The organism is Anaerolinea thermophila UNI-1, assembly GCF_000199675.1.
GTDB classification, from domain to species: Bacteria; Chloroflexota; Anaerolineae; order Anaerolineales; family Anaerolineaceae; genus Anaerolinea; species Anaerolinea thermophila.
The window spans coordinates 3,246,956-3,264,750 of the sequence record NC_014960.1 but is presented as its reverse complement, the minus strand read 5'-3'; the positions used below and the strand labels follow the sequence as shown (position 1 = coordinate 3,264,750).

17 protein-coding genes are annotated in these 17,795 nt (G+C 61.2%); 11 read left to right on the top strand and 6 right to left on the bottom strand.

The genetic code is table 11. From position 1 onward, the window contains the following. Positions 1–11: 11 nt before the first annotated feature. The 3 genes from ANT_RS14685 to ANT_RS14675 are packed head-to-tail and all read right to left on the bottom strand — an operon-like array spanning position 12 to position 3,825. On the bottom strand, positions 12–2,402 hold the full coding sequence (locus tag ANT_RS14685; RefSeq protein WP_172634635.1) for a WD40/YVTN/BNR-like repeat-containing protein: 2,391 nt from the start codon (positions 2,400–2,402) through the stop codon (positions 12–14). A gap of 14 nt (positions 2,403–2,416) precedes the next feature. Then, the gene (aroQ, locus tag ANT_RS14680; protein WP_013561316.1) at positions 2,417–2,878 is read right to left on the bottom strand and encodes a type II 3-dehydroquinate dehydratase; all 462 of its coding nucleotides are present in this window, start codon (positions 2,876–2,878) and stop codon (positions 2,417–2,419) included. 8 nt (positions 2,879–2,886) lie between these two features. Continuing rightward, positions 2,887–3,825 (bottom strand): LysR family transcriptional regulator, encoded by a 939-nt coding sequence (locus ANT_RS14675; protein WP_013561315.1) that lies wholly within the window; start codon positions 3,823–3,825, stop codon positions 2,887–2,889. Positions 3,826–3,972: 147 nt separating this feature from the next. On the opposite strand from ANT_RS14675, the gene ANT_RS14670 reads away from it, so the two are divergent. From ANT_RS14670 to ANT_RS14645, 6 genes are all read left to right on the top strand, one after another. Next, positions 3,973–4,218 (top strand): hypothetical protein, encoded by a 246-nt coding sequence (locus ANT_RS14670; protein ID WP_013561314.1) that lies wholly within the window; start codon positions 3,973–3,975, stop codon positions 4,216–4,218. A 9-nt stretch (positions 4,219–4,227) separates the two neighbouring features. Then, positions 4,228–5,331: a multiheme c-type cytochrome gene (locus ANT_RS14665; protein ID WP_013561313.1), complete on the top strand. Its 1,104-nt coding sequence runs from the start codon at positions 4,228–4,230 to the stop codon at positions 5,329–5,331. A gap of 27 nt (positions 5,332–5,358) precedes the next feature. Next, the gene (locus tag ANT_RS14660; RefSeq protein ID WP_013561312.1) at positions 5,359–7,080 is read left to right on the top strand and encodes a rhodanese-like domain-containing protein; all 1,722 of its coding nucleotides are present in this window, start codon (positions 5,359–5,361) and stop codon (positions 7,078–7,080) included. Between the two features lie 126 nt (positions 7,081–7,206). Next, positions 7,207–8,319 carry an aminopeptidase gene (locus ANT_RS14655; RefSeq protein ID WP_013561311.1) on the top strand — a complete coding sequence of 371 codons (1,113 nt, stop codon included), beginning with the start codon at positions 7,207–7,209 and terminating at the stop codon, positions 8,317–8,319. Positions 8,320–8,474: 155 nt separating this feature from the next. Beyond that, complete coding sequence (locus ANT_RS14650) at positions 8,475–8,936, top strand: hypothetical protein (RefSeq protein ID WP_013561309.1); 462 nt, start codon at positions 8,475–8,477, stop codon at positions 8,934–8,936. Beyond that, the gene (locus tag ANT_RS14645) at positions 8,933–9,352 is read left to right on the top strand and encodes a HEAT repeat domain-containing protein (RefSeq protein WP_013561308.1); all 420 of its coding nucleotides are present in this window, start codon (positions 8,933–8,935) and stop codon (positions 9,350–9,352) included. The genes ANT_RS14650 and ANT_RS14645 overlap by 4 nt, the downstream gene beginning before the upstream one ends. Here ANT_RS14645 and ANT_RS14640 read toward each other — a convergent pair. After that, positions 9,349–10,074 (bottom strand): DUF6062 family protein, encoded by a 726-nt coding sequence (locus ANT_RS14640; RefSeq protein ID WP_013561307.1) that lies wholly within the window; start codon positions 10,072–10,074, stop codon positions 9,349–9,351. The genes ANT_RS14645 and ANT_RS14640 overlap by 4 nt on opposite strands. Positions 10,075–10,207: 133 nt before the next feature. On the opposite strand from ANT_RS14640, the gene ANT_RS14635 reads away from it, so the two are divergent. The 5 genes from ANT_RS14635 (at position 10,208) to rfbD (ending at position 15,135) form a co-directional block, all read left to right on the top strand. Then, the gene (locus tag ANT_RS14635; RefSeq protein ID WP_013561306.1) at positions 10,208–11,614 is read left to right on the top strand and encodes a sugar transferase; all 1,407 of its coding nucleotides are present in this window, start codon (positions 10,208–10,210) and stop codon (positions 11,612–11,614) included. Positions 11,615–11,690: 76 nt separating this feature from the next. Continuing rightward, the gene (rfbC, locus tag ANT_RS14630; protein WP_013561305.1) at positions 11,691–12,239 is read left to right on the top strand and encodes a dTDP-4-dehydrorhamnose 3,5-epimerase; all 549 of its coding nucleotides are present in this window, start codon (positions 11,691–11,693) and stop codon (positions 12,237–12,239) included. Positions 12,240–12,284: 45 nt separating this feature from the next. Further along, positions 12,285–13,373, top strand: a complete 1,089-nt coding sequence (rfbB, locus tag ANT_RS14625) for a dTDP-glucose 4,6-dehydratase (protein WP_013561304.1) — start codon at positions 12,285–12,287, stop codon at positions 13,371–13,373. Then, on the top strand, positions 13,370–14,242 hold the full coding sequence (rfbA, locus tag ANT_RS14620; RefSeq protein ID WP_013561303.1) for a glucose-1-phosphate thymidylyltransferase RfbA: 873 nt from the start codon (positions 13,370–13,372) through the stop codon (positions 14,240–14,242). The genes rfbB and rfbA overlap by 4 nt, the downstream gene beginning before the upstream one ends. After that, on the top strand, positions 14,242–15,135 hold the full coding sequence (rfbD, locus tag ANT_RS14615; RefSeq protein WP_013561302.1) for a dTDP-4-dehydrorhamnose reductase: 894 nt from the start codon (positions 14,242–14,244) through the stop codon (positions 15,133–15,135). Before rfbA ends, rfbD begins: the two co-directional genes overlap by 1 nt. Here rfbD and ANT_RS14610 read toward each other — a convergent pair. Continuing rightward, positions 15,077–16,081: a hypothetical protein gene (locus tag ANT_RS14610; RefSeq protein WP_041455081.1), complete on the bottom strand. Its 1,005-nt coding sequence runs from the start codon at positions 16,079–16,081 to the stop codon at positions 15,077–15,079. The genes rfbD and ANT_RS14610 overlap by 59 nt on opposite strands. 2 nt (positions 16,082–16,083) lie before the next feature. Then, positions 16,084–17,790 carry a hypothetical protein gene (locus ANT_RS14605; RefSeq protein ID WP_013561300.1) on the bottom strand — a complete coding sequence of 569 codons (1,707 nt, stop codon included), beginning with the start codon at positions 17,788–17,790 and terminating at the stop codon, positions 16,084–16,086. Positions 17,791–17,795: the final 5 nt, after the last annotated feature.

Below are 17,795 nucleotides of genomic sequence, written 5' to 3'. Positions count from 1 at the left end.
AACTTTCTTGTTCAGCGCACCCAGCGCCGCAGGATGCCGCTTTCAGCGGTGAGGAAGTACATCCAGTGCGGGTTTGCCGGGTCAGCCCGCAGAGCGTTGACGTTGAGACTGCGCAGTTGCGGCTCCAGTTCGAGCCAGGTCATCCCCCCATCTTCCGAGAGGAAGGCTCCGCCCTGTCCGGCGGCAATCCAGCGCCCCGTTTGCGCCGGGTCGTTCCAAAGCGCATACACTGCGCGCCCATTCAGCCCCAGCGCGCTCCACACCCCGCCGTTCAGGCGGTACACGCCCGCGGCAGTGCCTGCGTAAAGGCTGGCTGGCTCGGCGGGTGGGATTGCCAGGGCGTACACGCTCCCGCCCGGCACTGGCAGGCTCGTCCAGGTGTTCCCGCCGTCCTCACTGCGGTACAGCGCCCCGCCTGAAGTTGCCGCCGTCACCTGTTGGGGATTGGCGGGATGCACCGCCAGCGCAACGATACTCTGCCCATTCAGCCCCGCCGCGCTCCAGGTCAGACCGCCGTCGTCACTGCGGTACACGCCCGCCCCGCCCGTCCCCAGGTAGGCTGTGCCGGCGCTGGAAGGCGCAAAGGCAAGCGTCAGCATGGGAGAAGCCGGCAGGGCGCGGGTTTGTGCCGAAGGCGCTTCCTCGGGCGTCAGCAGGCTCAACGGGTCGGGGGGAGTGACCGGCAGAGGCGGCAGGGCATCCTTCCCGGTCAGTCCCATGCCTTCGCCGATGAGCGTTAACTTCGTCCAGGAAGAGGCAGGCACGTCCAGGCGGTACAGCCCGCCCTCGGTGAGGGCAAACAGGCGGTTGGGGTTGGTGGGATGGGCAATCAAGCCGCGCAGGTTGAGGTTGCCCAGCCCGCTGTTGACCAGCGTCCAGGTTTTGCCTTCATCGGTGCTGAGGAAGATGCCCTTGCCGTACACCGCCGCGTACCAGCGCGCGGGCGTCCCCGGCACCACTGCCAGCCCGGTGGTGTTGAGGTGTGCCAGCCCGCTGGAAGCGTTACTCCAGTTCTTTGCCCCGTCAGTACTGCGGTACACGCCGTTCGCCACCACCCCCGCATACACCAGCGCGCTGTTGCCCGGATTGACGCGCACGCTGTACACCAGTTCGTTCGTCAAGCCGGTCACCGTCCACGACTGCCCGCCGTTGGCGCTCTTCAGCACGCCGTGATTGGAGAACGTCGCCGCGTAGAGGTTTGCCGGCGCCTGCGGGTCAATTGCCATGCCGTACACCTTGACGTTGGGGTAGGAAAGCAGTGTCCAGGTCATCGCGTCGTTGGTGGATTTGTAGAAGCCGGTGCGGTGCCATGTGCCCATGTACGCCACGCTGGGATTGCGGTAGCGCGGGTCAAACAGCGCCGCCCGCCCGGAGAGATCATCCACGCCGGTGTTGGCGGGAGACCAGGTGCGCCCGTAATCGCGGCTGAGGTACGCCCCGTGTTCGTGCGTGGCGGCAAGGATGATATTGGGGTCGCGGGGAAGCAGGGCAATGGAGTACACCCAGTCCTGCTGGTCGCTCCCGCCGACATTTTCCAGCACTGCCCGCCAGGAATTGCCCCCGTCCTCGCTCTTGTAGAGGATGCCCTTCCAGGGCGGTTCTGCCGCGTCCTTGTAAATGCGCGTCCCGGCATACACGCGGTTGGAGTTCTCGGGATCTATCGCCAGCGTATAGACGATTGCCCCGGCGGCAATGCCGTTGTTCACGGGGAACCAGGTCATCCCGCCGTTAGTGGACTTGAACACCCCATTGCGGTAAGTGCCGGCGTACAGCGTGGCGGGATTGAGCGTATCCACCGCCAGCGAGTTAATCATCAGGTTGGTCAAGCCCTCGCGCGCGGGAAACCAGTGCGCCCCGCCGTCGGTGCTTTTGTACACCCCCGCGCCAAACGTCCCGGCATAGACGATATTGGGGTCGCGCGGGTCGGTTTCCAGAGCCACCACATACCCGCCAAATGGACCCACCCACTGCGGCGGCGGTTCGTTGGAGATTAGGGGAAGATAGGTGTAGAAGAAGGGAGACTCGTCCTGCCCGCGGACGGGGAAGGGCAGAGAGAGCAACAGGGCAAAGCCCATCAGCCCAGCCAGCCAGATAAGCCATGTGGAAGGGGAAAATGAACCCCATGACCATTTTCTGAGGGGATTGAGAAACGCACCGCGGGCGGGCGCTTGCGTGTCACCGCGAGCGAGCGCGGCAGTCTCCCGTTCGCCAGTTCTGCGGGAGGTTGCTTCACCCCTGCGGGAGGCTTCCTTCGGGAGTGCTGCGCGATCGCAACGACACTTTTTAAGCGCATTGGTGTCCTCGGCAGGCTCGGACACCGGTTCAGCAGGCGCTTGCGTGTCACCGCGAGCAGGCGTGGCGGTCTTCCGGGTTTTCTCTTCTCCAACAGGCACGGACTTCACCTCTCCAGACAGGTTCAAGAGGCTTGCCGTGCAACCTCCGTGCCACTGCGCTCCGCCAGCGCGCGCAGTGCCAGCGCATACGACTGCCAGCCAAACCCGGCAATGCTTCCCAGGCACACCGGCGCAATCAGCGAGCGGTGACGAAATTCCTCGCGGGCAACCACGTTGGAGAGATGCACTTCCACCACCGGAATGCCGATGGCGGCAATGGCATCGCGCAGGGCAATGGACGTGTGCGTGAACGCCCCGGGGTTGAACACCACCCCATCCGCCCAGGCGCGCGCTCCGTGCAGGGCTTCGATGAGTTCACCCTCGTGGTTGGACTGAAAACAGCGGATGCTCACGCCCAGTTCCTGCGCCAGGGCGTGCAGGCGGGCGTTGATTTCCGCCAGCGTCTCCGCGCCGTACACCTGCGGCTCGCGCGTTCCCAGCAGGTTCAGGTTTGCACCGTGCAAAATCAGGTAGGCTTTTTTCATGAAGGAGATTATACAACAGCGGCGCTTTCGCCGAGCAGTTGCCGCTGAATGGAGCCGCGCTCCGTGTGGATGAACTGCCAGAAGGCTGCCCCGGCGTTCCCCGTGGGATTCAGGCGATGGCGGCACATGTAAATGGTCTGTTCAAAAGTCATGCCGTGCACCCGCACCACGGCTACATTGGGCAGGCGCAAATGCCGCAAGAGGATGCCCGAAACAAAGCCCACACCCGTTCCTTCCGAAACGGCAATGGCGATGGCTTCGGAATTGCCCAGGCGCAGGGTTACCGGCAGGTCGTGGATGTTGAAACCATGCCTTGCCAGTTCAGTCTTGACCACCCGGTACGTTCCGGCGGTTTCTTCGCGCAGGATGAAGCGTTCGCGCGGCAGTTCCTCAAGGTCAATCTCCCCTTTGCCTGCCCAGGGATGATCGGCAGGCACGATTAACAGCACCGGGTCAACGATAAAAGGGAAAAATTCGTAATGATGGTCAAACTCTTCGATACTGCTGGAAAAGGCAAACTGTGCATTGCCCTGTTCCAGCGCGCTCAGCGCATCGGCGCGGCTGGTCACCAGGCACTGTGCGCTCACCCGTGGGTAGCGGGAAATAAAGTGGCTGAGCACTACCGGCAGGATGTACTTGCCCGGCGTGGTACTGCAGGCAATGCTCAACTGCCCGGTGACCTGATCGCGGCTGGTTTCCACCAGATCGCGGGCGCGGATGTTTAACGCCACCAGTTGATGCGCCACCGGCAGGAAGGCTTGCCCTTCTTCGGTCAGCGCCAGTTTGCGCTGCTGGCGGTGAAACAGCGCTTTGCCCAACTGCGCTTCCAGCGACTGAATGGTTTGAGTAACCGCAGGCTGAGAGAGGTTCAATTTTTTTGCGGCTTGCGAGAAATTGAGCGTCTCGGCGGCAACGATAAACACGCGCAGTTGATGCGGATCAAACATGCCTGTTTCTCCCATTCATAAGCATTGCTTATCAAATTTTATCATGCTTCAAAATAATGGAATATGACCATTCACACTTACAGGGGGTGAGGATATTTCTTAAAATTGGATGAGATTTGTGAAAAATACCACAAAGGGAGAATGTGCATGAAAAACTGGCGTCTCTGGATCGGACTGGCGGGGTTGACCCTGCTGTTGCTCAGCGGATGCGCCCGCACGGCGCAGGTCGCCGAGCCGACGGCTCAGTCCACCCCCGAAGTCCCGCCCACGGCGATCCCCACCCCCACCCCCAAAGTGGATTATTGTCTGGAATGTCACACCGACAAGGATCGCCTCATCGACACCGCCAAGCCCGAAGAAGAGGTCGTCTCCGAATCTGAAGGGGCTGGCTGAGGGGGCGAAGTGGCTCCGTTGGAGCCATGGGAAAAGGTGCTGGTCAGCGCCGACTTCAAAAAAACCACGCACGGACGCTTTACCTGCGTGCAGTGCCACGGCGGCACGCAGTCGCCCGATAAGGAAACCGCCCACACCGGTTTGATTGCCAACCCCTCGGCAGAAGGCAGTGGACGGTGTGATATGTGCCACAAAGACATTACTGCCGAGTATCCCAACAGCCTGCACGCTTCGCTGGCGGGGTATGCCGTTTCCATGCAGGCGCGCAGTGTGCCGGAGAATCATCTTGCGCTGGAGCAAGCCTTCAACAATCACTGCTCCAAATGCCACACATCCTGCGGCGACTGCCACATTACGCAACCGCAAAACGTGGGCGGCGGACTGCTGGAAGGGCATAACTTCGTCAAAACCCCGCCGATGACGCGCACCTGCACGGCTTGCCACGGCACGCGGGTGGGCAACGAGTATCTCGGCAAGAACGAAGGCATCCCCGGCGATGTGCACTTCCGTCAGGGGCGCATGAACTGCGTGTCCTGCCACGAAGGCGCCACGCTTCACACCACGCCGGAAGACGCCCGTGGCAACCGCTACTGGGGTGAGCAGACCCCCGCCTGCGAGGACTGCCACCAGCAGGTGGGCGCGTCTGGCGATACCATCCCTCAGCACGTCCTGCACAAGGACAAACTGCAGTGCCAGGTGTGCCACTCGGTGCAGTACACCTCGTGCGATGGCTGTCATGTTGCCATCAGCGACAAGACCAACCTGCCCTTCTACAAGACAGAAGGCACGTACCTGACCTTCTTCATCGGCAGGAACGCCACCGACAACCCCAACCGCCCCTACGAGTACGTGGTGGTGCGGCATGTGCCGGCTTCGCCCACCAGTTATCAGTACTACGGCGAAAACCTCTTGCCGAACTTCAACCTGCGTCCCACCTGGATGTACACCACCCCGCACAACATCCAGCGCAAGACACCGCAAAATTCGTCCTGTAACAGTTGTCACGGCAACAGCGATCTGTTCCTGACGGCTGATAAGGTCAAACCGGAAGAGTTGGAAGCCAACCGCAGGGTCATTGTCGAAGACATCCCTGCGCCCATTCCGGGACAGTAAAAACCCATTTTTATCGAGGAGAGAAGTATGTCTCGTAAACTTTCCTTCCCCCTTATCGTCCTGGTGCTGGTGGCGCTGGTGCTGAACGCCTGCGCCCCGGCGGCAACCCCCACGGTTGCCCCCACCAATACCGTGGCGCCGGTGGTCGAAGCCACCGCCACGCCTGAACCCACCGTTGCCCCCGATGTCCAGGCATTGTGGAGCCAGTTGATTGCCAGCCTGCCCGCCGATAAAGGCTACGGCACGGTAACAGCCGCCAAACTGAACGAGGAACTGGCGGAGAAAGCCCCCTTCCTGCTGGACGTGCGCGAAGCCGCCGAACTGGAGAAGGACGGCTACATCGAAGGCGCTGTTCACATCCCCGTGCGCCAGGTTCTGGAGAACCTCGACAAACTGCCCGCGCAGGATCAGCCCATTGTGGTGTACTGCGCATCCGGTCACCGCGGCGGCTTTGTCACTGCGGCGCTGAAACTGCTGGGCTACAGCAACGTGCGCAACCTGGCGGGCGGTCTGGGCGCGTGGAAGAAAGCCGAACTGCCGGTCGTCACCGGCTCGATGCCCGAAGCCCCCAAAGCCGGCACTGCCCCGGAGATCAAAGATCAGGCGTTGTATGAACTGCTCAAGGGCTTCTTTGCCAACCTGCCCGATGACTTCTACACCATCAAAGCCGACAAACTCAATGCCGACCTGGCGGAAGGCAAAGCCTACAACCTGATTGACATCCGCCGCGAGGATGAATATCAGAAAAACGGCTATATTGCCGGCGCAGTCAACCTGCCCATGGAAACCCTCTTCGCCAGCCTGGACAAACTGCCCGCCAAAGACGCCCCCATCGTGATTTACTGCGTCTCCGGACACCGCGGTTCGATTGTCACCATGGGCTTGCGCCTGCTGGGCTACACCAACGTCATCAATCTGGCGGGCGGCATCAACGCCTGGAAAGCCGCGGGCTTCCCGCTGGAAGGCGTGGTGGACTGGAACGCTCTGTGGGGTGACTTCCTCACCAACCTGCCGGAAAACTTCTACACCATCACCGCGGCGAACCTGAACACGGCTCTTGCCGAGAAAGCCCCTTTCATTCTGGACGTGCGCGAAGCCGCCGAACTGGAGAAGGACGGCTACATTGAAGGCGCTGTTCACATCCCCGTGCGCGAGGTGCTGGATAACCTGGATAAACTGCCTGCGCAGGATCAGCCCATCGTGGTCTACTGCGCGTCCGGTCACCGCGGCGCGTTCGTGACGGCGGCACTGCGCTTCCTGGGCTATACCGATGTGGTCAACCTGGCGGGCGGTCTGAACGCCTGGAAGAAAGCCGAACTGCCGGTGGTCACCGGCTCGATGCCCGAAGCCCCCAAAGCCGGCACCGCCCCGCAGGTGGATGCTCTGCGCCTGGAAGGGCTGAAAGCCTTCTTTGCCGGACTGCCCGAGGGCTTTGGCACCATCAAAGCCGCCGATTTGAACCTGGCGCTGGGCGAAGCCGAGAAGCCCTTCGTGCTGGATGTGCGCACCGAGAAGGAATTTACCGAAGACGGTCACATTGACGGCGCTGTCAACGTGCCGGTGACGACCCTTTGGGCGAACCTGGACAAACTGCCCGCCAAAGATGCCCGCATTGTGGTGGTGTGCAAGTCTGGTCACCGTGCCGCGCTGGCGATGATGGCACTGCGCATGAACGGCTACACCAACGTCATCAACCTGGCTGGCGGTATGGGCGCCTGGGTGGCGGCGGAACTGCCGGTCGTGAAGTAAGAGAAAACGCAAAATCCCCTTTTGTCCCCTCTCCCCGAAAGCGCGCTTTCGGGGAGAGTTTTTTCATTTTCTCCAACTGATGGTACAATCGTCTCATCCCAATCCTTTCACCGAGAGAGAACCCCCATGGCAGACGCAAACGTGACTCGAATGGCGCAGGTGCTGGTAGATTACTCCACCGCCATCCAGCCCGGCGATACCGTGCTGATTGAAGCCACCACCCTGGCGGAAGAACTGGTGCGCGAGGTTTATCGCCGCGTGCTGGAACGCGGCGGGCATCCGCACCTTCTGCTTTCGCTCCCCGACCAGGAAGAGATTTTTTACACCGCGGCATCCCGCGATGAACAACTGGACTTCATCCCCGCCCTGCACCATTACGCCGCCGAGAACTTCGACGCGCGCATCCGCATCTACTCTGAGGGCAACACCCGCGGCTTGAACAGCGTCAACCCGGCGCGCCAGGCCCGCCGCCAGAAAGCCCTTTCGGTCGTTCAGCGGGCGGTCTTCCGCCGCGCCGCCGAGGATCAACTGCGCTGGGTCAGCACCCTCTTCCCCACCCAGGCATACGCCATGGAAGCCGGCATGGGCTGGCACGAGTACCGCAATTTCGTCTTCTCCGCCTGCGCCGTAGACGGCTCCGTCCCCGACCCGGTGGCTTACTGGCAGGAAGTGGGCAGGCAACAGCAGAAGTTCATCAGCGCCTTCCAGGGACACGACCGCGTCACCCTGCGCGGGACGAATGTGGACCTGACCCTCTCCATCCGCGAGCGGCGCTTCCTCAATTCCTGCGGCATCCACAACATGCCCGACGGCGAAATCTACACCGGTCCGGTGGAAGACTCGGTGGAAGGCTGGGTGCGCTTCACCTACCCGGCAATCTACGGCGGGCGCGCCGTGGAAGGCGTGGAACTGACCTTCGAGAAGGGGCAGGTGGTCAAAGCCAGCGCGCGCACCAACACCGAATTTCTGGAACAGACCCTCAACAGCGACCCCGGCGCGCGCTACCTGGGCGAGTTTGCCATCGGCACCAACTTCCACATCAACCGCTTCACCGGCAACATCCTCTTTGACGAGAAAATCGGCGGCACGTTCCACCTGGCGCTGGGCAACAGTTACCCCGAAACCGGCGGGCGCAATCAGAGCACCATCCACTGGGACATGATTTGCGACCTGCGCACCGACTCCGAGATTCTGGTGGACGGCGAGGTGGTGTACCGCAACGGGACGTTTTTAATCTAGGCGTTTAACCTTTCTGTCCCTGCAGGGCGCCCGGCAGTGCATTCAAACTGCGGCGCCCTGTTTGGTTTTTCCGCCCGGAGAGCGCGGCACGGCTTGTTTGCGGCGGCGGGAGTATAATTCCTGCAGGGCTGGCATCTTCCGCCCGGAGGTCATCCATGGACTCTGACCGTTTATCCCCCGCCCAGCAGAGAGCCCTGCGCGCATCCCTGCTTTCGTTTGAGAAAGCCCTGCGTTCGGCGCTGGAACACCTTTCCCAGCCCGTTCAGCCGGGCATCCTCTACCGCCGTTCCCTGCGCCTGGAGGAAACCGAGCGCCGGGCATTGCAGGAACAAATTCAGCAAACCCTGCACGACCTGGAAACTTTTGTCGGGCGTTTGGGACTGGAAGCGGTGGACGAACCCCTCGAGCGCATCATCGCCGCCGAGATGAGTTTGTGCTGGGAGAGTTTGCAGGAAAGCACCTCTTCGCGCCTGCGCGCCTACGGTGAACTGCCGCCCGCGCTTGCCCGCCGCCTCGACCCGGCGCTGGAAGAGTTTGCCCGCTCGGCATTGGAGATCGCCCGGCGGGTGTCTTCCAACGGCAGAATCGTCCGGGAAATCACCGACGAGGAAGGATGATCACCCATTTTTGTCCGCACTGCTGGGCAGAGATTCCCGCCAAGTCCGTTGTCTGTCCGCATTGCGGCGCCGACCTGTCAGGGTTCGAGGCGGAGACCTTTGAGGACAAACTGCTGGAAGCCCTGCATCATTCCCTGCCCGAACGGCGCATCATGGCGGCGCAGATTCTGGGCAACATTCAAAGCCGCCGAGCCGTCCCCCTGTTTGAGCAAATTCTGCAGAGCGAGGAAAAGGATTTCTTCTTCCTGCGGGCTGTCCTGCTCTCGCTGGCAAAAATCAACCCGCCGCAGTGCCGCCTCTGGCTGGAGCGCGCCGCGCAGCACCCTTCCATCCTGGTTTCCCGCTTTGCGCAGGAATTGCTGGCGCGCCTGGATCGCGGTCAACCGCTGGATGAGTGGGAGCGCCACCTGGGCTAAAACTCCGGCAGGTGATGGTCGAAGCGTTCGGCGGGCAAGCCGGTAAAGATCGTCAGCACCTTAATCCAGGCGCGGCGTTCCTCGGGCGTCAGGGCTTCCTCGCGGTATTCCCAGTTTTGCTTGCGAATGTACTCCAGCATGTGTCCGCGCTGGGTTTTGAGGCGTTCCATCGTGTCTTCCAGCACAAAATCGGTAGCGCGTGGGAAGCGTTCTCCGGGGGCATCCAGCCACCCGCGCAGGTGGCGCAGGCAGATGCCGTCCGACTGGAGATAGGCTTCGCGCAGGCGCTCATCGCGCTCTTCCAGGGCTTGCATGAGGCTGGAGAGGATGTTCATCCCCGCCTGATGCACCTGCTGGCAGATGGGACACTGCATCGCCGCGGGGGGCTGGGCGCGCCGGAACCACCCAGTCCATGGGGCTTTGCGCGCCGCGCGCCTCTGGCGCAAGTCATCCAGCGTGCTTTCGATGAGCGATTCGTAGATGAGGTTCACCCCCAGCACCGGACCACTGCGCGAAAGTTCCATGGCTGTCAGCAGGCGGGTATGCTCCGGGCAGAATCCGCTGGCTTGGCGCACGTTCTGGCGGGTTTGCGGGTCGTTGGTTTGCTCCCAAAGCAGGTGGTCCACGGCGCTCAACGCGGCTTCATGCTCCAGACGGCACACCGCGCATCCCGGCTTGCGCAGGGCTTCTTCCAGTCGAATCAGGGTCAGGGCAAAGGGCATGGGAAATCCTTGAGAAGTAAAATGCTTTAGAGGATTATACGCCCGGAGAGGCTTTCAAGAGAGCCTGAAGATCTATCTCCTTTCCAAACTGTAAATCTTACTCTCCCAGCCCCCCTTTATAATTAAGTGCAGAATGTTTCGCCGTTTCTCTGTCAATTTTGCCGTCTTCTCCATCCTGTTGGATGGTGCGCTGATTCTCGGAGCGCTGATTGCCGCAACGCAGTTACGGGTTGCTTTGAACGTTTTACCCTTCGTCAAAGAAATCCCCGCCGTGCAGTTGCCCGGTGTACTGTATGCCCTCTTCCCGATGTTGTGGGTGGGCATTTTACTGGCTTTCTCAGTGTACGACGGGCGCAAAAATTTGCGGGTGGTGGATGAACTCTCCAGCCTCACGCTGGCTTCTCTGCTGGCGGTGATGTCGCTGGCGGGCATTCTGTACTTCTCTTACCGCGAGGTCTCCCGCTTCCTCTTTCTGAGCGCAACGGGGAGCGCCTATCTTCTCCTGGTGGGGTGGCGGCTGGCAGCGCGACTGGCTTTCCGCCGCAATGGACTGCACCGCACCATCCGCCGCGTGCTGATTCTGGGCGATAACACCGTAGGACGGCAGTTGGAAGAGCAAATTCGCGCTCATCCCTTCCTGGGCTTGGAGATTGTGGGCTTTCTGGATGACGATTGGCAGACCCAGGCGGATCACCATGACGTGCTGGGGTCGCTGGATGCGGTGCGCACCTGGGTGCAGGAAAAATCCGTCGATGATGTAGTGGTGGCTCTGCCCCTTGCCGCCCATCAGCGCCTGACCGAGGTGGTCAGCGAACTGCACGACCTGCCGGTGCGGGTGTGGGTCATCCCTGATTACTTCTCGCTGACCCTGTACCGCGCCCGTGTGGAAGACTTTGCCGGCATCCCCATGCTGGACCTGCGCGCCCCGGCGCTGAACGAGTTCCAGCGTCTGGTCAAGCGCCTGTTCGACTTGACCCTCTCCGTGCTGATTCTGCCCTTTGTTCTGCCGCTCATGGGCATCATTGCCCTGGCGATTAAACTGGACAGCCCCGGTCCGGTGCTGTACCGCGCACGGCGGGTGGGCGAAAACGGCAAACTCTTCTACATGCTCAAATTCCGCACTATGGTACAGGATGCCGACAAGCGCCTGCACGAGGTCATGCAGACCGATGAACAGGGCAACCTGGTTTACAAACGTCCTGACGACCCGCGTGTGACCCGCGTGGGGCGCTTCCTGCGCCGCACCAGCCTGGATGAACTGCCTCAACTCTTCAACGTCCTGCGTGGCGAGATGAGCCTGGTAGGACCGCGCCCGGAACTTCCTGAACTGGTGGAGCGTTATGCCCTCTGGCAGCGCAAACGCTTTGCCGTGCCGCAGGGGATCACCGGCTGGTGGCAAATCAACGGGCGCGCCGATAAACCCATGCACCTGCACACCGAAGATGACCTGTACTACGTGCAGAACTACTCCCTCTGGCTGGATTTGCTCATCCTCTGGCGCACCTTCTGGGCGGTGTTGCGTCGTAAGGGTGCTTTTTAACCGCTTATTCCGCAACGCTTTTGTAATCCGCAATTCTCAACCATTCAGGTTCAGAATCCGCTATAATCACTCCTGTATGCACTGTCTTCCCACCGCCATCCCCGAGGTGATGATCCTCGAACCGCAGGTTTTCCGCGATGCGCGCGGCTTCTTCATGGAAACCTTCCACGAGGAAAAATTTGCCGCGCTGGGACTGCCCACCCGCTTCGTGCAGGATAACCACTCCGCCTCGCGGCGCGGCGTTCTGCGCGGACTGCATTACCAGATTCAGCAAGCCCAGGGTAAACTGGTGCGGGTCATCTCCGGCGAGGTGTTCGATGTAGCCGTGGATCTGCGCCGCAGTTCCCCTACCTTCGGTCAATGGGTGGGCGAGGTGCTCAGCGCCGAGAATCACCGCATGATGTGGATTCCCGCCGGCTTTGCGCACGGCTTCCTGGTGCTGAGCGACTGGGCAGAGGTGCTCTACAAAACCACCGATTTCTACGCTCCGCAGTGGGAACGCACCCTGTTGTGGAACGACCCCGCTGTTGGCGTGCGCTGGCTGATTTCCCCCGGCGAACAGCCCCTGCTCTCCGAGAAAGACCAGCGCGGCTTGCCGTTGTCGCAGTGCGAAACGTATCCTTAACTCACGCTCCCGCTCCGGTGGGACGCTTTCTTTTCGGGAGGATGTATGCCCCATTCCCTTTTAGTCACCGGCGGAGCCGGGTTTATCGGTTCTAACTTCGTGCGCTACCTGCTGGCTCATGACCCCGATGTGCGCATTGTCAACCTCGACCTGCTCACCTATGCGGGCAGTCTGGAAAACCTGAAGGACCTGCCCGACCCCGCGCGCCACACCTTCGTACAGGGCGATATCTGCGACCGCGCCCTGGTGGAGGATCTCTTCCGCCGCTATCAGGTGGATACGGTGGTGCATTTTGCCGCCGAATCGCACGTGGACCGCTCGATTCTCGGTCCGGCGCAGTTCATCCAGACCAACATTGTCGGCACGTTCACCCTGCTGGAAGCGGCGCGCCAGGCATGGCTGAAAGAGGGCATCGTCCCGGTGGAGCAAGCCCGCTTTCACCACGTTTCCACCGATGAGGTGTTCGGCTCGCTCGAACCCCACGACCCGCCCTTCACCGAAACCACCCCCTACAACCCGCGCTCGCCCTACTCGGCATCCAAAGCCTCCAGCGACCATCTGGTGCGGGCATACCACCACACCTACGGCTTGCCGGTGAGCATCACCAACTGCTCCAACAACTACGGACCCTATCAGTTTCCCGAAAAACTCATCCCGCTGATGATTTTCAACGCCCTCAACGGCAAACCTCTGCCCATCTACGGCGATGGTCAGCAGGTGCGCGACTGGCTCTACGTGGAGGACCACTGCGAAGCCATCTGGAAGGTGGTGTGCGAAGGCAAACTGGGCGAGACCTACAACATTGGCGGCGGCAACAACCCCGCCAACCTGCAGGTGGTGCATACCCTCTGCGACATCCTCGATGAACTGCTCCCGCACTCGCCGCACGCCCCGCACCGCAGTCTCATCCAGTTCGTTGCCGACCGCCCGGGTCACGACCGCCGCTATGCCATGGACATCCGCAAGATTCAGCGCGAATTGGGCTGGAGTCCTCGCGAGACCCTTGCCAGCGGACTGCGCAAGACCGTGCAGTGGTATCTGAGTCATCCCGACTGGATTGAAGCCATCCGCCAGACCTCAGACCTGAGCGGCTGGATGGAGAAGAACTACGCCCGCAGAGGAGGAAATCCATGAAAGGCATCATTCTTGCCGGAGGGAAAGGCACGCGCCTCTACCCGCTGACGCTGTCCATCAGCAAGCAAATCCTGCCGGTGTACAACAAGCCGATGATCTACTACCCGCTGTCTATCCTCATGTTCGCGCGCATCCGCGAGATTCTGGTCATCAGCACGCCCGACGACCTGCCCGCCTTCCGCCGTCTGCTGGGTGACGGCAGTCAGTGGGGACTTTCGTTTGCCTACGCCGAACAGCCTCAGCCCAACGGACTGGCGGAAGCCTTCCTCATCGGGCGGGACTTTCTGGCAGGCGAAAGCGCGGCGCTGATTCTGGGCGATAACATCTTTTACGGGCACGGCTTGCCGGAGCAGGTTCAGCGCGCCGCCAGTTTGACCCACGGCGCGGTGATCTTTGCCTATCCGGTGCGCGATCCCGAACGCTACGGCGTGGTGGAGTTTGACGGCAGTGGCAGGGCGGTGAGCATTGAGGAAAAGCCCAAACAACCGCGGTCGCGCTTTGCCGTGCCGGGCATGTACTTCTACGATGAGCGCGTGTGCGACTTTGCCGCCGCGCTCAAGCCCTCGCCGCGCGGCGAACTGGAAATCACCGACCTCAACCGCGTCTATCTGGAGCGCGGCGAACTGCAGGTGGAACTGCTGGGACGCGGTATCGCCTGGCTGGATGCCGGCACGCACGAATCGCTGATGCAGGCATCCAGCTTTGTGCAGGCGGTGGAAGACCGTCAGGGCTTGATGATTGCCTGCCCGGAGGAAATTGCCTGGCGCATGGGCTTCATTGATGACGAACAACTGCTGGCGCAAGCCCGGCGCTACGGGCAGAACGAGTACGGCACGTACCTTCTGCGCCTGCTGGAGGAAAAACGCTGATGCGCATCCTCTTGCTGGGGCACGGTGGACAGGTGGGCTGGGAATGCCGCCGCACTCTCGCGCCGCTGGGTGAGGTGGTCACTGCCGATTACCCGGAGGTGGACTTTGCCCAACCCGAGGGCTTGCCCGCGCTGATGGAGCGCGTGCGCCCGCAGGTCATCGTTAATGCCGCTGCCTACACCGCCGTAGACCGCGCCGAGAGCGAGCCGGAAACAGCGCGGCGGGTGAACGCCCTGGCGCCCGGCGTGCTGGCGCAATCCGCCCGACGGCTGAGGGCGGCGCTGGTGCATATCTCCACCGATTACGTCTTCGACGGCAGGAAGGGCGCGCCCTACACTGAGGAAGATATTCCCAACCCGCTCAGTGTGTACGGGCAGACCAAATGGGAAGGCGAGCAAGCCGTACAAGAAGCCGGCGGAGCGTACCTCATCCTGCGCACCTCGTGGGTGTACAGTTTGCGGCGGGAGAGTTTCGTCAGCAAGGTGCTGGAATGGTCGCGCCAGAAGGATGTCCTGCGGGTGGTGGACGATCAGGTTGCCGGACCAACGTGGGCGCGCATGCTGGCGCAAGCCATCAGCGCGGTGCTGGCGCAGAGCCTTGCCAGCGGAGATATCTTCGACTGGCTGGAGGAACGCCGCGGGGTGTATCATCTGGCGGGGAAGGGCTGGTGTTCGCGCTATCAGTGGGCGTGTGAGATTCTGCGCCTCGACCCACACCGCGAGCAACAGCGCGCCCGCGAAATCCTGCCCGCCCGCACGGCAGAGTTTCCCACCCCGGCGGTGCGCCCGCTCTTCTCCGCCCTGGAGATGAGCAAATTCGAGCGCACCTTTGGACTTACCCTGCCCCTCTGGTCTCAGGCGCTGGAGATGGCGATGGAGGGGGAGAGGGCTTAAGCGCCTCGGGAAACACTGCCAGCCCCAAACCAACGAAGACGAAGGCATGCGGTAACAGCATACGCACTTCCTGCCAGTAGCCCCACACCAGAATCAAGGGCAGATGAAATACCAGCACCCACCCTGCCCGCTGAAGGAACAGCGGCGCGCGGCGGTAAGCCAGGAACGCCATCAGCCAGAATCCCCCCAGGAAGAGCACCCAGTTAACCCCCGCCCTGAACAAATGCGCGGGTTGGATATTGAACTGCCAGATTTGCGCCAGCGTTTCCACGGGTTGCGTGGCAGGGCGTAATCCGCGCAGTGCCAGGAACACTCCGCCCCACAGCAGGGCGTACAGCGCCAGCCAGCCGGCGCGTGTCCACTGCCATCCGCGCAGGTTAAACAGGCGCTCTCCCGCCAGCATGGTGAGGGCAAAAGCCGGCAGAATCAGCACCGCCGTTTCGCGGTTAAGCGACGCCAGTAAAACCACCCCCGCCAGCCAGCCCCAGCGCCCCTCTGCCATGAGCATCAGCGACAAAATGTAAAAGAACGCTTCCCAAAACGACCAGGGTTGAAAGTAATGGTCGTAGAAGGTCAGCGGCGTCACCGCCGCCACAAACAGCGTCCCGATGAGCGCATACTCGGTGCGATACCACACCCTCAGCAGACGAAAACCCGCCCACAGCCACAGGAAAAGCGCCCCAACGTTAAGTACAATGTAGGAAAGCGCAAACGCGCGGTAATCGGGAAAGAAGAGCCGTTCCACCCGAAAGAGTCCCTCGGCAAGGAAAGGCACCAGCACGCGGTACTGGTAAGGCGAGGGCGCGCTGCCCTGAACAATCTGACGGTGCAGGTCAAGGCGCATGTCCAGGGTGTTTTTCTCGATATTAAGGTAATACATGTACCCCAGCGCCAGCGCCAGCGAGAGCAGAATCACCCCCACAGCAAAGGAAGAAGAGCGTCTCATCGTCATGGCTCCCCCGTCAGGTCCATGCGGTTAATCCCCACTCCGGCAGGGTGTTCTTTCAGTCTTTCGGCAATCACTTCTAGCGGAGCATTGTCATCCAGGTAAACGCTCACGGAATAAATCTCTTTGATTCCCATTTGGCGCAAATGATTCATCAGCCTCTGCTGAATCCCCTCATCCCCGCCGGTAGAAAGCACATTCCCCCGAAAGTACAGAGCCGGTACATCCATGGCAAAGGCTTTACTTGCCAGCACCAGCGGTTGATTGGGAATGGCGTTAAGCACGGGAAGAGTGCGAGCATAGTAACCGGTGAGGGTGCGGGCGGTCAGCAATCCCCGAAAAGACATGCCCAGCCCCACCAGAGATGCCGCGAGAAACACCGCAAGCATTCCTGCAAACAAGGGCTTCCTGCCAGCATGCTGGAGATGGTGCAGTTCCAGTAAAGCCGCAACCACCAGTAAGGGATAGAACGAGAGCAGGTAACGCGGACCCCACTGCAAACCGCCTGCACCTACCCATGCCCGCCAGAAATACACTGCCCCATATACCAGCAAACTCGCCGCCAGCATGACAGGAAAAGCGGAATGTTTCCACGCCGGTTTGCGAAGCAAATAATACAACCCGAAAAACACCTGCGGTGCCGCCAGCACTGCGCCGTGCACCGCCTGATACCCCGTCGGTTGAAGTGCCACCCACCCGCACACGCCAATCACCCCGCCAAAGGCAGTCAGCGAGAGCCAGCGCAGGCGCGGAAAGAACGCCAGCACCACTCCCGCCAGCAGGGAGAGGCTTGCCGTCCACAGCGCCCAGCGCGGGAAGATGAACGCATCGGCGCGGGGCGGGTTGAACAGGGCATACGCCAGCAGTTTCAACCCGGCTTTTTGCCACCCGGAAAAGGCATCGGCTTCGACCAGTTTGCCAAAGGTTGGACCGAACGGGTGTCCCGCCGTCCACAGGTTCAATGCCATCCACGGCAGAGAAGCCAGCGCCGCGCTGAGGGCGGTGTAGATTGCCAGGCGGGGACGTCGCACCAGCAATACCAGCCCGAACCCGATCAGCAGAAATGCCGCATCCGGGCGAAAGAACACCGCCAGCGACCCGCTGACTCCCGCCAGCACGGCGGAGCGGGCGCGCCGATGCTCATCGGCATTCAGCATGCCCCACAGCGCCCCCAGCACCCCGGCAGTGCTGAGGGTATGCTCCCAGAAGCGCGTGGCGTAAAACGCCACCGGCGTTGCCAGACCGGTAAGAACGAGGGCAAACATTCCCCATTTTAAGGAGCCGCTCAATCTGGCAGTGATTCCGCCAGTCAAAGCCGCGCTTAACGCGCCAAAGAAAGCCGGTAAAACAAATAATCCCAGCCAGCCAAAGGCTTTGTAGAAAGGCAGTGAAACCAGCGGCAGGGCAAGGGGCCACCATGAGCAAATACTCCCATCACAGGGGAGAAAATAGTACAGGGGGACAAATTCAAAGGAAGGGTCGAGGCTCTGAGAAGGATAAAGAAGCGGGGTATTCAGTCGTCCACTTTCCAGAATGGAGCGAAGATAAATATACTTTCCCCCTTCATCCAGTGACCAGAAGATTTCCCGCGGAGCAAGGCTTGCCCAGAGAAGATAGAAGAAAAACAATACCCCTCCACCCACCCCCAGCACAATCCGGGGGGACTGCCAAAACTTGACAGGGTGGGGCAGAGAATGCTGAGAAACCATGAAGA